General features: G+C 70.2%; 13 protein-coding genes. 4 read left to right on the top strand and 9 right to left on the bottom strand.

Translation table 11 applies throughout. The features are described 5' to 3' along the window. Window positions 1–110 precede the first annotated feature (110 nt). Window positions 111–1,187 carry an adenylate/guanylate cyclase domain-containing protein gene (locus tag AC30N0_RS09410; protein WP_489517664.1) on the top strand — a complete coding sequence of 359 codons (1,077 nt, stop codon included), beginning with the start codon at window positions 111–113 and terminating at the stop codon, window positions 1,185–1,187. Here AC30N0_RS09410 and ku (AC30N0_RS09405) read toward each other — a convergent pair. From ku (AC30N0_RS09405) to AC30N0_RS09390, 4 genes are all read right to left on the bottom strand, one after another. Then, window positions 1,184–2,116, bottom strand: a complete 933-nt coding sequence (gene ku, locus AC30N0_RS09405; RefSeq protein ID WP_489517663.1) for a non-homologous end joining protein Ku — start codon at window positions 2,114–2,116, stop codon at window positions 1,184–1,186. The two genes, AC30N0_RS09410 and ku (AC30N0_RS09405), sit on opposite strands and share 4 nt — an antisense overlap. Then, the gene (gene ku, locus AC30N0_RS09400) at window positions 2,109–2,897 is read right to left on the bottom strand and encodes a non-homologous end joining protein Ku (RefSeq protein WP_489517662.1); all 789 of its coding nucleotides are present in this window, start codon (window positions 2,895–2,897) and stop codon (window positions 2,109–2,111) included. Before ku (AC30N0_RS09400) ends, ku (AC30N0_RS09405) begins: the two co-directional genes overlap by 8 nt. After that, entirely contained in the window at window positions 2,894–3,058 is a 165-nt protein-coding gene (locus AC30N0_RS09395) for a hypothetical protein (protein WP_489517661.1), read from the bottom strand. The genes ku (AC30N0_RS09400) and AC30N0_RS09395 overlap by 4 nt, the downstream gene beginning before the upstream one ends. Before the next feature lie 128 nt (window positions 3,059–3,186). Then, the gene (locus tag AC30N0_RS09390; protein WP_489517660.1) at window positions 3,187–4,194 is read right to left on the bottom strand and encodes a sodium-dependent bicarbonate transport family permease; all 1,008 of its coding nucleotides are present in this window, start codon (window positions 4,192–4,194) and stop codon (window positions 3,187–3,189) included. Between the two features lie 144 nt (window positions 4,195–4,338). Here AC30N0_RS09390 and AC30N0_RS09385 point away from each other — a divergent pair, with 144 nt between their 5' ends. Continuing rightward, window positions 4,339–4,560 carry a hypothetical protein gene (locus tag AC30N0_RS09385; RefSeq protein WP_489517659.1) on the top strand — a complete coding sequence of 74 codons (222 nt, stop codon included), beginning with the start codon at window positions 4,339–4,341 and terminating at the stop codon, window positions 4,558–4,560. 263 nt (window positions 4,561–4,823) lie between these two features. Here the strand turns inward: AC30N0_RS09385 and AC30N0_RS09380 are convergent, their stop codons facing one another. Then, window positions 4,824–5,771, bottom strand: coding sequence for a YcjF family protein (locus AC30N0_RS09380; protein WP_489517665.1), 948 nt, complete (start codon window positions 5,769–5,771; stop codon window positions 4,824–4,826). 96 nt (window positions 5,772–5,867) lie between these two features. Between AC30N0_RS09380 and AC30N0_RS09375 the strand changes: the two genes are divergently transcribed. After that, entirely contained in the window at window positions 5,868–6,917 is a 1,050-nt protein-coding gene (locus AC30N0_RS09375; RefSeq protein ID WP_489517658.1) for a VWA domain-containing protein, read from the top strand. 116 nt (window positions 6,918–7,033) lie between these two features. Further along, window positions 7,034–8,764 carry a DUF885 domain-containing protein gene (locus tag AC30N0_RS09370; RefSeq protein WP_489517657.1) on the top strand — a complete coding sequence of 577 codons (1,731 nt, stop codon included), beginning with the start codon at window positions 7,034–7,036 and terminating at the stop codon, window positions 8,762–8,764. A gap of 286 nt (window positions 8,765–9,050) precedes the next feature. On the opposite strand, the gene AC30N0_RS09365 is transcribed toward AC30N0_RS09370, so the two are convergent. From AC30N0_RS09365 to AC30N0_RS09350, 4 genes are all read right to left on the bottom strand, one after another. Then, a complete protein-coding gene (locus AC30N0_RS09365; RefSeq protein ID WP_489517656.1) occupies window positions 9,051–10,016 on the bottom strand; it encodes an NmrA/HSCARG family protein in 966 nt (321 codons plus the stop codon). Between the two features lie 297 nt (window positions 10,017–10,313). After that, window positions 10,314–13,358, bottom strand: coding sequence for a pilus assembly protein (locus tag AC30N0_RS09360; protein WP_489517655.1), 3,045 nt, complete (start codon window positions 13,356–13,358; stop codon window positions 10,314–10,316). Window positions 13,359–13,380: 22 nt separating this feature from the next. Then, complete coding sequence (locus tag AC30N0_RS09355) at window positions 13,381–13,956, bottom strand: PilX N-terminal domain-containing pilus assembly protein (protein WP_489517654.1); 576 nt, start codon at window positions 13,954–13,956, stop codon at window positions 13,381–13,383. Next, window positions 13,953–14,449 (bottom strand): PilW family protein (locus AC30N0_RS09350; RefSeq protein ID WP_489517653.1); only part of this gene is annotated, 497 nt, incomplete at its 5' end. The genes AC30N0_RS09355 and AC30N0_RS09350, both read right to left, overlap by 4 nt.

Below are 14,449 nucleotides of genomic sequence, written 5' to 3'. Positions count from 1 at the left end.
GGCGCGCGAGCTGGAGCTGAAGGGCATCGAAGGGGCGAGATCGCCGGAGGTTCTCGCCACGCTGGTCTCGCACTACGCGGAGGTCGCGGCGGGGCTGCGGGCGCTTCGCCGTGGCTGAGTTCCGGCACGGGCCGGCGCGCCTGCTGGTCGCCGACGACAACAAGGTCAATCGCCTTCTGCTGACGCGCAGCCTCGAGCTGCAGGGGCACAGCGTCGCCTCGGCGCCGAACGGCCGGGTCGCGCTCGAGATGCTGCGCGCGAGCCCCTTTCACCTGCTCCTGCTCGACATGGAGATGCCGGAGATGAACGGCTTCGAGGTGCTGGAGGAGCTCACCGCCGACCGCGCCCTGCGCGACCTGCCGGTCATCGTCACCTCGTCGCTCGAGGGTATCGCCAACGTGGTCCGCTGCATCGAGCTCGGCGCCGAGGACTACCTGGCCAAGCCGGTCAACGCCGTGCTGCTGAAGGCGCGCATCGGCGCCAGCCTGGAGAAGAAGCGCCTGCGCGACCAGCAGAAGGAAATGATCAGGCGTTTCGCCACCTCGGAGGTGGCGCAGGACCTGCAGGACTCGGGCTTCGCGCTGGCCGGCCGGCGCGTGCGCGGGACCGTGCTGTTCTGCGACATCCGCGGCTTCACGTCGATCGTCGAGTCGCAGCCGCCCGAGGAGACGATCGAGCTGCTGAACACGTTCTACACGCTGATGTTCGACGCCATCAGCGGCCATGGCGGCGTCGTCAACCAGATGATCGGCGACGGCCTGATGGCGATCTTCGGCGCGCCGCTGCCGCTGCCCGACCATGCCGCCTCCGCCGTCCGCGCCGCCATCGAGATGGTCGAGCTGATCGAGCTGCTGGGCAAGGAACGCCAGGACGCGGGCAAGGCGCCCATCCGCGTCGGCATCGGCATCGCCACGGGCGAGATGATCGCCGGCTACACCGGCACCCAGCAGCGTGCCACCTACACCTGCATCGGCGACACCGTCAACCTCGCGGCCCGGCTGGAGGCGCATACCAAGGTGGCGCAGCAGGCCGTCCTGATCGACACCGACACCTGCGCCGAGCTCGGCGACCGGATTGCGACGGAGCGGCTGGGCCCGGTGGCCTTCCGCGGCAAGGCGCTGCCGGTCGAGGTGTTCTCGGTGCCCTGCGGCTCGGGGTCCCCGGGCGGCCCAGGCGCGGTGGACTAACGCGCCTTCGCGACGGTTTTCTTCCTGGCGGCGGTCTTCTTTGCCGCCGTCTTTTTCAGCGCGGTCTCCTTGGCCGCGGTCGTCCTCACGCCGCTCTTCGCTGCTGCCCCGGCTTTCGCGCCCAGCGACTTGCGCAGCGCCTCCATCAGGTCGATCACCTCGCCCGAGCCGCCGGCCTCGTCGTCAGGATCCTCGAGCCCGTCCATGGCGATCACGCCCAGACCTCTCTTCGCCTTCTGCTGAGCGAAGCGGTGCAGCGTCTCGGCCTCGAGGTCGGCCATCTCGGCGGCATCGAGGCCCGGCTTCGCGAGCGCATCGATCTCCCTGGCGAAGGCGCGCACCGCCCCGGCTTCCGCCTTGCCCGGCTTCGGCAGGCCGATCGCCTCGGGCGAACGAACCTCGTCGGCGTAGCGCAGCACCTCGCCGCGCAGGATGCCGTTCTCGGCCAGTATGGCGACCAGGTACTCGTGGCCGCGCATCACGAAGCTGCCGATCCCGGCCTTGCCGGTCTTTTCCATCGTGCGCGCGAGCAGGGCGTAGGCCTTGCCCGCACGCTCGTCCGGCGCCAGGAAGTAGGGGCGGTCGAAGTAGAACGGCGGGATCTCGTCGAGCGGGACGAATCGTTTCAGGTCGATGTCGCGCGACTTCTCCGGGGCGGCGGAAGCGAACTCCTCGTCGGTGACGACGATCATCTTTCCGGACTCGGTCTCGTAGCCGCGCACGAGCTCGTCCTTGTCGAGGATCTTCTCGTCCCTGGGGCACCAGTAGCGACGGCCCAGCGGATGGCCCTCCTGGTCGACCAGCTTCATCGACTTGTGCCGGGGCCCCACGGCGGCCATCAGGTCGACCGGGATGCTCACCAGCCCGAACGTGATCGTGCCCGACCAGAACGGCCGCACCGCCGCCGACGGCTGCTTGGCCTCAGGCAACTTTCTTCTTTCCGTTGCTCATCGCCGCCAGGCTGGCGCGCAGGCTCTCGGCGAGGTCGCCCGTCGCCTCCTTCGGCTTCGCGGCAACGAGGCGCAGCTTCGTGCCCTTCGCCTTGGCCTCGATCAGCTTGTGCAGGCGCTCGCGGTATTCGTTGCGCCACTCCCCGGGCGCGAAGGCGCCGGTGATCGACTCGACCAGCTGTTCGGCCAGCTTCACTTCGGCGTCGGACGGCGTGCGCGCCTTGTCGGGCCGGATCGCCGGCACCTCGAGCACCTGGTCGGCGCGGCGCAGCGTCGTCATGCACAGGCAGCCGTCGGTGACCGACAGCGCGCCGAGGTAGCGCTTCTCGCGCATGACCCAGCGGGCGATGCCGAGGCGGCCGTTGGCGCCGAGCGCCTCGGCGAGGGCGAAGTAGGCGCCCTCGTCGTCGTCCGGGCCGAGGTAGTAGGGCCGGTCGAACCACTGCTCGCCGAGCGCCTCCCGCGGCACGAAGCGAAGCAGGTGGATCGCGCGGTCGGAGTCGGGCTCGAGCGCGTCCAGCTCGTCGGGCTCGAGGATGACGGCGCGCTGGTCATCGAGCGGGAATGCCTTGCGCTGCGACTCCTTCGCCACCTCGCGGCCGTTGTCCTTGCGAACGATGCGCTGCTCGACCGGCGTCAGGTCCTTCTCGTGGAGGAGGTGGAAGTGGACCGCCTGGTCCTCGACGGCGGAATAGACCTTCACCGGCACTTGCTGCTTGCCGAGGACGAGGTGGCCTTTCCAGATGGCGCGGGCGGTCATGCTGTTGTTTGCCGGTGGCTGCCAGAGTTCAGGGACTTGGCAAGAATCGTGCGTCCCCGCAAGGCCACATCGCGCTTCTCGTTGCCGAGGCGCCAGGCGTTCAAGGTGGCGGCGAGCATCGTGGCAGTCATGATCGCGAAGAGATGAGCGAGGGTGTCCATGTGCCTGGGTAGCTGCGAGGAAGGCGTGGATGTTCGGCAGATCGAGCTTTCAGATGAAGCAGCGACAGAGCGAGGGCAGGTTCGCATTTCCCGAACCAGCGCCTGTCGGACCGGGCTGCGCGGACCTGTCACGACAGGTATCGCTGTGCCACGTGGACGTACGCCGGAATGCCGATCAGGATGTTCAAGGGAAACGTCAGGCCCAGCGACATGCCGAAGTAGAGCGAGGGATTCGCCTCGGGTATGGCGTGTCGGATGACGGCCGGCACGGCGATGTACGAGGCGCTGGCGGCGAGGACCATCAAGAGGCCACCGTTGCCTGGCGACATGCCAAGCGCGACCGCCAAGGCCAGGGCCAGGCCGGCATGAACCACCGGCGCGGCCACGGCATAGACGAACAGCCACGGAGAGTGACCCTTGAGCCCACCGATGTTGCGCGCGGCGAGCAAACCCATGTCAAGCAGGAAGAACGCCAGCATGCCCTTGAACAGGTCGACGGCGAACGGCTGCATCGCCGCCTCGCCCGCTTTGCCGGTGACCATGCCGACCACCATGGCTCCGAGCAGCAGCAGCTGTGCGCCGTCGGTCAGCGACTCGTGAAGAATCCGGCCCACGGGCATGCCCGCGGCGGTGCTGTCCGCTGCACCGGTCTGCTCGCCCAGGCTGGCGTGGCCAGGCACTCGGGCCTGCCGTGTCCTGACCACATTGGCCAGCACCACTGCCATGATGATGGCGGGCGACTCCATCAACGCCATCGCCGCAGCCATGTGCCCCCCATAAGGCAGGCCGATGTTGTCGAGGTATTGCACGGCGGTGATGAAGGTCACCGCGCTGACCGAGCCGTAGGTTGCCGCGATAGCGGCCGCGTCGAAGCCGTTCAGGAACCGTCGCAGGACGGCATACCCCAGTGCCGGGACGATGAACGCCAGCGCCAGCGCACTCCCCAGGCTGATCGCCACGTCGGCGGTAAGCCCCGATTCAGAGAGCGCGAAGCCACCCTTGAGCCCGAGCGCCATCAGCAGGTAGAGCGACAGGAAGCGCGATACCTGTGGGGGGATCTCCAGATTGGACTGCAAGCGCCCGGCGAGCAGGCCGAACACGAAGAAGAGGATGGCCGGGTCGAGGAAGCTCTGCATGGTCTGCGCCCATGGCTAGGGCGTTCGTTAGGGGAATGTGCGCCCACCGGGCCCGCGGCGCCTACCGGGTGCTCGACTATGGCGCCTTCGACGAACCATCCCAGCCTGGCCGCAGTCTTTTCGACTGCAGGTTCGGAGGTGCAGATGTCGGACGTGAACGGCCCCCGCGGCGGCATCGACAAGCGCTGCCAGGTGGAGCTCAGGACGGATGGGGCAGGCTCCGTGGTCGTCGCTTCGGTGGCGAGCGACTGGCGCACAGCGCTGGACAACGCGCTCGCGCGCGCAGCACGGTTCGCGATGCGTCTGTGGCGCCGCGGCCATGACTCCCGACGCATGCGCCAGCGCTTGATCCGTCACGAACTTTGAACCGAGCGAACAAGGATTCCCACACCATGAACCCCATGTCGCCTATCTCTTCTGCCGCTGCAGCGCACCCCGACTCCGCGGGCCCGTCCCTGGTCGTCACCGACCCTGCAAGCCTGCCGCGGCCACCGGCGCGACCTTCCTGGCACTGTCGGCCTGGGTGCTGACGACGCGGCGCGACTTCAGCTTCATGGGCGGGTTCATGCCTTCATGCTCCTGATGGATCTGTGTGCCCTCGGGCACAGAAACCGCACGAACGACTGACGTCACGCCCCCCGCACCATCGCCAGCACCTTGCCGGCATCCATCGTGCGGGCCTTGTCCTGGATCGCCGGCAGGTACTTCGACTGCAGGTCGCGCGCCTCCTTCACCACGGAGGCGTAGGCGTCCTTGAGCATCGGCGTCGACAGGGTGCGCCCGCCCGTGTAGTAGCGCTTGGCGACGTGGCCCAGCGCGTAGGTGCTGGCGAAACTCATCCCCGAACTGACGGCCTGGTTGCCGAGCCCGCGTCCCAGGCCGCCGCCGATCTTGCCGAGCAGGCCGCCGAGGAGCTTGCGCCCGGCCTGCTCCATGAACTGCGAGGTCAGGCCGACGCCGGCGGCGGCGAGGAAGTCCTTCACGTGGCCGCGGTCGAGCTCGTAGCCGTGTTGCTGGCCGATGCGATAGACCAGCTTCATCTGCAGCGGAATGATGGCCATCGTCGACAGCGTCTCCGGCAGCAGCTCGAGCGCACCGTTGAGGATCGATGCCTCGAGGATCGTGCGGTCGAGCTCGGCGGCGTCGGGAGACGCACGCCCGGCCGGGGCCGGCACGTCCGCCGTGCCGGGCACCCCGAGGGGCACCGCGGCGAGCTCGTCAGCGGCGTGCGAGAACTCGGTCGCTGCAGGCGCAGCGAGCGCCAGTGCGGCGCGCACGTCGTGCAGGAAGCGCTGCTCGGCCTGCGACTGCACGCCGTCGGCATCGCAGACGCAGACCGCCATCTCGTAGGCGAGCTGCCTCGCTTCGAGGCCGGTCAGGCTGCCGGCGACCGATGCGATCGACACCCGCTTCATCAGGACGTCCTGGTAGAGCGTGGGCAGGTTCACGCCGTCGTCGGCGGCCAGCCCTTCAGCGATCCGCTTGATCTCGGCGCGCTCGCGCTCGTGCTTGTCGCCGTCCACGAACGCGGCCAGCACGCTCAGGGTCAGGATGGCTCGGGTCTCGTCTCGGGTCATGTTCACCCCGTGGGTTGCGGAGCCGATAGGACCGGCTCGACCGGCACAGGTTCCCTCGGATCCGGTCCTCCGATTGCCGATAGGATGAAGCCGCTCATGAACTTCCTGTGGCCCCAGTACCTGTGGTTGCTGCTGGCGCTGCCCCTGCTGCCGGCGCTGTACCTGTGGCTCCTGCGCCGGCGCGGCAAGCAGGTGCTGCGCTACAGCAGCCTGGCCGCCGTCCGCGAGGCCGGGGCCGGCCGGCATTGGCGCCGGCACGTGCCGCCGGCATTGCTCCTCGCCGCGTGCGGCGTGCTGCTGTTCGCCACGGCGCGCCCGACCGCGTCGTTGACGCTGCCGTGGACCCGGTCCTCGATCTGGCTGGCCATGGACGTGTCGCTGAGCATGCGCGTCACCGACGTGAAGCCGACCCGCCTGGTCGCCGCGCAGGAAGCGGCGAAGCTGTTCCTGAGCGAGCTGCCCCCGGACATCGATGTCGGGCTGGTCACCTTCGCCGGGAGCGCCCAGGTCGCCCAGGCGGCGACGCTGGATCGCGCCGCGCTGGTCAAGGCCATCGACGCCTTCCAGATGCAGATCGGCACCGCCGTCGGCAACGCGATCGTGCTGTGCCTGGCCGAATTGTTCCCGGACCACGGCATCAGCCTGGGCGACATGACCTTCGGCGCGAGGCAGAACGCGCTCAGCCGCACCGGCAAGGCGAAGGACAAGGACAAGGGGCCGCCGAAGCAGCTCACGCCGGTCGCACCGGGCTCCTACGATTCGGCCGCCATCGTCCTCCTCAGCGACGGCCGCCGCACCACGGGCATCGACACCCTCGAGGCAGCGAAGATGGCCGCCGACCGGGGCGTGCGGGTCTACGTGGTCGGGCTGGGAACGGTCGACGGCGCAGCCTCGTCGGCCGATGGCTTCGCGATCTACCTCAAGCTCGACGAGCCGACGCTGCGCGAGGTGGCGCGGATGACCGGCGGCGAGTATCACCACGCCGGCACGGCGGAAAGGCTGCGCACCGTCTACCAGAACCTCGGCTCGCGCCTGCAGGTGCAGACGCGCGAGACCGAGCTCGCGCCGCTGCTCGCGGTGCTGGCCGCTATGCTCGTGCTCGCCGCAGCGACGCTGTCGCTGCTCTGGTTCGGGCGCATCACCTGAAGGCCCGCCGCAACCGACGTCCGCCGCGAGAGCGGGCGCATGGGGGATTCATGGGCTTCCGCGCACTTGCCATCGTGCTTCTGGTCGGCCTTTCGAGCGCATGCGGCGGGCTGTCCTTGTCGCCTGAGGGGCCGGCTCCCGACGCCTCCGCGCGTCTGCAAAGCCTGCTCGACGCCAGCGACGAGGCCCTCCTCGACCGCAACCCGCTCTTCGCCCTGTACCGCGGCGACACGCGGCGCGCGGCGCTGCACGGCGACTACATTTCGGCCGCCTACGTGGGCGCGGAGCGGCAGGCCGCCGAGGCCGAGCTCGTGCAGCTGGCGCGGATCCCGCGCGAGGCGCTCGGCCCGATCGACCGCGTCGCCTACGACACCTTCCGCTGGTCGCGCGAGGAATGGCGCGACCGCCACTCGCCGCCCGCGGCAACCATCTGGCCGCTGCTCAAGCTCGACCAGATGAACGGGTGGCATCTGTACTTCCCGATCCTGTCGTCGGGAGAAGGCGCGGCCCCCTACCGCAGCGTGGCCGATTACGACGACGGCCTCTCGCGCATCGACGGCTTCGTGGCCTGGCTCGACCGGGCCGTGGGCCGCATGAGGGAAGGCCAGCGCACCGGCGTCGTCCTGCCGCGCCTCCTGGTCGAACGGGTGATGGTGCAGTTCGAGCGCTTCGCCGGGGAAGGGGTCGAGCAGTCTGCGTACTACGGACCCATCCGCAGGCTGCCGTCGGCGATGCCGGCGGCCGAGCGCGAGCGCCTTGCGCTTGCGTATGCGGCGGCAGTGGAGGACCGGCTGCGCCCTGCCTTCGCACGGGTGCACTCCTTCTTGGCGAGCGACTACCTGGCGACGAGCCGGGCCTCGGTCGGCCTGTCGGAGATGCCGGGCGGGGCGCGCTATTACGAATTCCTGATCCGCTCCAACACCACGACCACGCTGGGCGCGGCGGACGTGCATCGGCTGGGCGAGGACGAAGTGGCACGCATCGAAGCCGGCATGGCGGCCGTGATGCGCAGGGTGTCGTTCCAGGGCACGCTGGCGCAGTTCCTCGAGCACATGCGCCTCGACCCCCGCTTCGCGCCGGCCTCCGCGCAGGCGCTCGCCGACCGCTACGCCGAGGTCGGGCGGCGTGTCGATGCGGCGCTGCCCCGGCTATTCGACAAGCGGCCGAAGACTCCGCTCGCCATCCGGCCGACGCCGGCCATCCAGGCACCGAGCGCCGCCGGTGCCAGCTACACCTCGGGATCGCTGGACACCGGCCAACCCGGCGTGTTCTTCTTCAACACCTTCGCGCTGGAGACCCGACGCACCTGGGGCGTCGAGACGCTCTACCTCCACGAGGCCCTGCCCGGGCACCACATGCAGGTCGCGCTCGCCGCCGAGAGCCCGACCCTGCCGAAGCTGCTTCGCTTCGGCGGCAACACCGCCTACGGCGAAGGCTGGGCGCTCTATGCCGAGAGCCTCGGCCCCGAGCTCGGCCTGTTCGAAGACCCGCACCAGCTGTTCGGTCACTACAACGACGAGATGCTGCGGGCCATGCGGCTGGTGGTCGACACCGGGCTGCACGCCTTCGGCTGGTCGCGCGAGCGCGCCATCGACTACATGCTGGCCCACTCGGCGATGAGCCGGACCGACGCGACGGCCGAGGTCGAGCGCTACATCGCCGACCCCGGCCAGGCGCTCGCCTACAAGGTGGGCGCGCTGACCATCCAGCGCCTGCGCCAGCGTGCCGAGCAGGCGCTCGGCGCGCGCTTCGACGTTCGCGCGTTCCATGGCCGGGTGCTGGACACGGGGAACATCCCGCTGGCGGTGCTCGAAGCGAAGCTCGAAGCGTGGATCGCGGCCCGGTGACCGCGAATCCGCGCAGGCGTCTGCTCAGCCCTCCGCTTCTACCCGAGTCGTCGCGACCAGCCCGTCGAGGAGGTCCTGCCCGGGCGGCGGATGATCTGCGCGCCGGCCAGGCTGCGCAGCCGGTCGAACGACCGGCGCTGTTCATCGCCGACATCTGCGACAGCTCCTCGTCGCTCATCGCCACGCCCTCGAGCGGGCCCGGCGTCAGGCAGGCGAAGGTGTCGATGCGTGCGGCCGCATCGACGGAACGGCGCCGGCAAGCTCGGGGATCGGGTGTGCTCTGGCGTCAGGGCGCCGCGCGCGGCGCGACGGGGATCTGCGCAGCGTGCCGGGCCAGGAAGTCGTCGAAGCGCATCAGCCCGGGGTGCAGGGCCCGTGTCGCGGCGACGCTGCGCGCAGCGCGGAACGCGGCGTTGAAGTCGGTCTTGAAGCGGAACATGTTGGCCAGGTCGGCCGCGCCGGGGAAGCCGAGGCGGGCGTAGTCGGCCCGGTCCATGGCCACATGGTCGACCGGCTCGCCCAGCGCGCGCGACAGCGCCAGCGCCATCTCCGCGCCGCTCAGGTGCTCGCCGGCGATGCCGACGCTGCGGCCGACGGCGGTGTCGCCCTGGCGGAACAGGGCCGCGGCGCAGGCGCCGATGTCGGCGGCGGCGATGCCGGGCAGCGCGGCATCGCCCATCGGCAGCACGAACTGCAGGCGGCCGTCGCTGCCGCGCTGCGGCTGCATGCCGAAGTGGATCAGGTTGTCCCAGTAGAACGAGGTCAGCAGCCGGGTGAGCGGCAGGCCGCGGCCGATGAAGTGCTGGTCGGCCTCGCCCTTGGCGTCGAAGTGCGGCACGTTGTAGCGCCCCATGAGCACCGGCATGCGCGTGCCGTCGGCCGGCACGAAGCGGCGCGTGTCCTCGAGCGTCGACCAGATCACGTGGCGCACGCCGCTGCGCTGCGCCGCCTCGGCGAGGCGGTCGGCCTGGGCGAGTTCGCGCTCGGGCGAGAAGTGCTCCCAGAAGTTGGTGACGCAGAAGGCGCCGTGCGCGCCCTGCATGGCGTGCTGCAGGCTGGCCTCGTCGTCGAGGTCGGCAGCGCAGATCTCGGCGCCGAGATCCGACAGCGCCTGCGCTGTCGGGCTGCCGGGGCGGCGCGTCACGGCACGGACGCGGAAGTCCCGTCCGCTCGTCGCGAGCAGGGCGCGGGCGACACCGCCGCCCTGGGCGCCGGTGGCGCCGAAGATCGTGATCAGGGGTTTGTGGCTCATGGTGGGCTCCTCGTTGACCGGCTGCGGCTGCAGCGGTGACCGGCAGTATTCCTGCATTGGCGGCGCGGAACATCGACCAAAAGGAGCCATGCGGAGCCATGCCGGGCGATGGCCCGCCGGTGGCCGCGTCAGTGCGGGCTGGCGCCGGCAGCTGCTCGATCAGGCGGGCGAGCCGGTGCAGCGGAGCCTCGTCGACGAGACGGTGCAGGTCGTCGCCGGGATCGAGCGAGACCCAGGCCAGGCCCCGCCCTGCAGGCCGCGGCGCCAGGGCGCGGACGAGCAGCGCCGTCCGGCTGTTCAGCGCCTGACTTCCTGGTACCAGTAGCGGCGCAGGCGCGGCGCGTTGACGGAGGGCCGCGGCCGCGTCGCCTGGATCGCCGAGCCGCTGGGATTGGGGGCGCCGATGACGAAGGGCACCTGACGGGTCAGGGTCGCCCCGCCTGCCGACGTGTAGCTCACGGTCACGAGGCCCGCGACCGGGCTCGGCGGCAGGCCGCCGCCGGTCAGCACCGAACCGGCGCTGGCGACGCAGAAGAGCGGCATCGCGTAGCTCTTGGCGGTGCCCAGGTTGACGGTGCAGGATTGGGAGGACCCGAGGGCAGTGGGCCGGTTGGTGCCGAAGAAGCTGTAGCCGGCGATCGAGGTCGAGGCATTGACGACCTTTTCGCCCTGATCGAGGGGCAGATAGCAGCCGCTGCCGGTCACGTCGCTCTCTGTCCCGGCGCGGCGCAGGTGGTCCCAGACGATCGGAGCGAAGCCGGCGGGGAGGCCCTTGCCGGTTTCCCGGTCGAAGAGCTGGAAGAAGTGATCCTGCGTCGCCGTCAGCAGCGGCTTCTCGCGGTCGCCCGAGCCGAACGTGAGAGCGGCAAAGTCGCGCGTGACGATGATGTCCGGCGCGAAGAAGAACTTGCGGCCGGTCGACGTGCCGCCGCTCAGGTCGGCGAACTTGCGGATCGACCAGTCGGAGACCGCGAATCCGCCGGCACTCGACTCGAAGTCGATCCGGTACACCTGGCCGCCGAGGTCGACGGCGTAGGCGCGGTCGATCTTGCCGTCGCCGTCGCTGTCGGCAATCGACACGTCGGCGGCGATGCTGCGGCCGATCGAGCCGGCGCCGGTCAGGTCGGTAAAGGTCTTCAGCACCGCGCCGCTGAACGCATCGAGCACGTAGACGACGTTGCCCATCGTCGTCGCGCCGGCGCTGGCGGCGTCCTCGGCCGCGGCGTCGTAGCCGCCGCCGACGACGAGCACGGGATTCGCATGGCCCTTGATGCGTGCCACCTTGGGCTCGGCCCAGGTCTGGCCGAGGAGGGTCACGTCGCCGCTGCCGCCGACCTTCTTCCACAGGAACCGGGGTGCACTCGGCGTCGTCACGTCGAAGGCATACAGCTGGCGGCCGCCGCGGCGCATGCCGACGTAGATGACGACGCGATCGCTGCCGCCGCTGGCGTTGATCTTCTGGTAGACGCTGATCGGGCCGTCGACGAAGTAGTCGCGCGGCGTGGCCGGCGACGAGGCCGGGGTCGAGGGGACCCTCACCTCCGGCGCGTCGACGCGCAGCCGGTTCAGCTTGCCGAGCATCTCCTCGGGCACGAAGCTCCACAGCTCCTCGCCGGCACCGGGGCCGCTCTGGTTGCCGTTGATGGCGTGCAGCATGCCGTCGTTGGCGCCGTAGAAGACGACCACGCCGGTCCCGCTGCCGTAGTTCACGACCGCCGGCCGCGAGTGCAGCACGTCGCCGTGCACGGAGGGCCGGGTGGTCGTCGCCGGCGGCGTCGTCGGGCCCTGCTCGTCGCCGGCGTTGCTGTTGCCGCGCACCCACTCGATCAGGTTCGTCCGTGCGGCGGCGCTGGCGACGCCGAGGGCCGCCTGCGTGATGGCGGCGTTGCCGTCGGCGAAGGCGCTCGGCGTGACCGGCCCCGACGTGCAGCCGATGCAGGTGAGGACCTGGCGCGTGCCGCTGGCCTCCGCGTATGTGCTGCGCAGGCGTTGCGCGGCACCGCCCTTTTCCACCACCTCGCCGTCGGGCGAGTCGCTGCGCGATGCCGGCGTGCCCATCGGCTGGTTCATCCAGAACTCGCTCGGCGCGGTCCAGAAGGACACGGCCGCCGGCCCGATGAAGCCGGTCGAGGAGCTGATCGCCGATGCGCCGTTGGCGTCGACCACCGACAGGTTGCCGAGCACATCCATGCCGAGCTGGTACTGCTTCAGGTTGCCGCGCCAGCGCGGCAGGCCGCCGGCGTCGGGACGGAACATGCCCATGTAGACCTGGTTCAGGTAAGTCCCGCGCGCGTTCACCGACACCGGCAGGCTGGCCGAGGCGAACACGCTGTCGACGGCCTGGATCTGGTCGAACACCTGCTGCAGAGCCAGCGTCAGCGTGTCGGCGCTGCTGGCGCTGAAGTACTGGCCGCCGCCGTAGTTGGCCATGCTGCGGATGAAGTTCGGGTAGTTGCCGTCGCTAGAACTGCCGATCACCGCCACGCCGTGCGTCACGATGCCCTGCATGCCTTCGCGGCCGCTCACGTCGACGCCGCGCATGAAGCGGGCGTATTCGTCGGCCCAGTTCGCCTGGTCCGAGTTCGTCACCACCGAGCTCGGGTAGACGAGCGGCGCGGTGTCGCCGCCGGCCGCCGCGAGCAGCGCCCTGGCGTCGCCGTTGGTGTTCTCGCCCGGGCCGCCGTTGGCGATGAAGATCAGGTAGTTGCGGCCGCAGGCGCCGGCCGCGGTCGAGTTGTAGCGGTTGCCGGTGAACGCGGCCGGGTCCCACTTCGTGCCGGCCTTGCCGCGGTAGGCGTCGAGGCCCTTGAAGTACAGGTAGGCCTCGTGCATGGTCTTCGCGAAGGCGGCGTTGTTGGCCTTGTCGGCCTGGATGTCGAGGTTCCTGATCACCTGCTTGAAGGCGATCTTGCTGCTGGTGGTCAGCGGCGCGAGGGCCCGGCGCGGATAGCCGCCGCTGTTGGCAGCCGGCGACTCGTTGAAGATCATCAGGCCGACGTTGAAGAGGGCGTCGTTGTTCGGACCGCCGCTCGCCTTCACCGGCAAGGAGTCGATCAGGTTGTAGAGGGCGCACTTCTCGATGCCGACCTTCTTGCCCTGCTCGGCGCTGGACGGGCCCGCGCTCGTGAGAACGCCGCCCTCCTTGTAGTAGCAGTTCGGCACCGGCAGCGAAGCCGACCAGTTGGCCGAGCTGTCGAGCACGAGCAGGACGTTCGGCAGGTCGGCGTTGGCGTCGACGTACGAGTAGATGTCGATGTCCTCGGCGCGGGCGGGGCCGGCGAGCAGCGCGAGGCAGGCGGCGGCCCAGGCCATGCGGGCGGTTCGGGTGCGGAGGTTCTTCATGGGGTGGTGCCTGTGGTTCGACTCACGGGCATCCGGTCGCCGCATCGGTGACGAAGCCGCGAACGGCCACGCCCTGGTTGGCGGCGACGCTCGTTCCACTGGTCGCGTCGTTGACGACGGCACGGACGTTCCATTCCATGTCCGAGCACAGCGACGCGCCCGCCGCCGGGCCGGGCACCGCGCTCTCGATGCCGTTCGGCGCCTGCGACAGCATGCAGGGCAGGTCGCTGGCGGTGGTCGGGTTGAGCTCGCCGGAGGCGACCGGGCGGACCCGGTAGCACGAGGGCGCCGGATCGAGCCGGGCCGCGTAGGCGGCGTGGCCGTTGCCGTGGACGTCGATCGGGATCGGGCTCGCCGCCACCGCCACCGGGTCCTGCACGAACAGCGACGAGCTGATCGTCCACTCGATCGCCGCCTGCGCGGCGGCGAAGGCCTCCTGCCGCGTCTGCGTGTTGCCGACGATGCGCAGGTTGGCGGTGCTGCCGTTGTAGGCCCAGACGGCAAGCAGGGCCATGGCCAGCAGCATGATCAGGGCGACGATGAGCGTGGCGCCGCGCTCGCAGCTTCGGCGGGTCGAGTTCCGGAGGCGGTGCGTCACGGCAGTTCCCGGGTTCCGCTCGGATTGACCAGGCGGATCGTGTTGCCGTGCGCGCGCCGGACGTAGCCGTCGTCGGCCGCGACGATCACGCCGGCGCCGCCGAAGTCGAAGCTCTGCGAGGCACCCGGCCCCGAGCTGCCGGTCGCCTTGTCCAGCGAGCGGCTGACGAAGTGGAACCGGACCGCCATGACGTTCGCCCAGTCCGACGTCGGCCCGGCGACGCCGGGCTGGGTAAGGTAGGTGTCCGGCGTGCCGTTCCCGTCGATGTCGAAGCCGTACTCGAAGCGCTTGTCCTCGATGCCCTCGACCAGCGCCGTCTCGACCAGCTGGCCGTTCAGCAGCTCGACCCGCTTCAGCGTCGGCGTGCGGTCGGCGGCGTCGCTGCAGCGGTTGCACGAGGCCACGAAGTAGACCCTCGAGACGTAGGCCCGGACGCGGTTCACGGCGGCGCAGGTCCGGTCGTTCAGGGTGAAGTCGGCCGGGTCGTGGTGGA

Origin of the sequence: Rhizobacter sp. (assembly GCF_031412495.1) — a bacterium.
Classification (GTDB): domain Bacteria; phylum Pseudomonadota; class Gammaproteobacteria; order Burkholderiales; family Burkholderiaceae_C; genus Schlegelella_A.
This window is presented reverse-complemented; position numbering and strand designations above follow the sequence as displayed.